The sequence below is a fragment of the Thermococcus sp. MAR1 genome, assembly GCF_012027305.1.
In the GTDB taxonomy this organism is placed as follows: domain Archaea; phylum Methanobacteriota_B; class Thermococci; order Thermococcales; family Thermococcaceae; genus Thermococcus.
The window spans coordinates 1-419 of the sequence record NZ_SNUF01000021.1; the positions used below are offsets into that span (position 1 = coordinate 1).

The window sequence follows — 419 nt, forward strand, 5'->3', positions numbered from 1 at the left end:
TATTGAGAATTTTGCAATCCCGCTCCAGATGCTGTGTATGAATGGTCTTGTTATAATTTCTTTTTGTTCTGTAAAGAGTTCATGTGCATCATAAACTCTTTTTTTGTTTTTTAAAGAAGATGCAAATAAAACGGGCAAAATAGTATCAAGGTCAATAGCACAGAAACAATCGGCTTTTATTTGTAGTAGTGCAAAAAATAACTTCAGATTATATTCAGCATAAAACAAAATGCCTTTTTGAAAAATGCAGCCTAATCTTTTTTGATTGAATGAATTTTCAGAAATAGTTTTTGAATCTGTTTTTTTTCGCCCAATGAGTAGCACTTCATAACCTGCTGCAGCTAACGAATTACAAATTCTGTGCATTCGCCGGTCATAAGTTAAATCGTTAGTAACGGTAAAAACAATGCTTTTCAAGT

At 32.0% G+C, this 419-nt stretch carries 1 protein-coding gene; it reads right to left on the minus strand.

Annotation, left to right across the window (positions count from 1 at the left end; all coding sequences use genetic code 11):
- Positions 1-419: hypothetical protein (locus E3E25_RS11365; protein WP_206204735.1), on the minus strand; the 419-nt coding region annotated here is incomplete at both ends.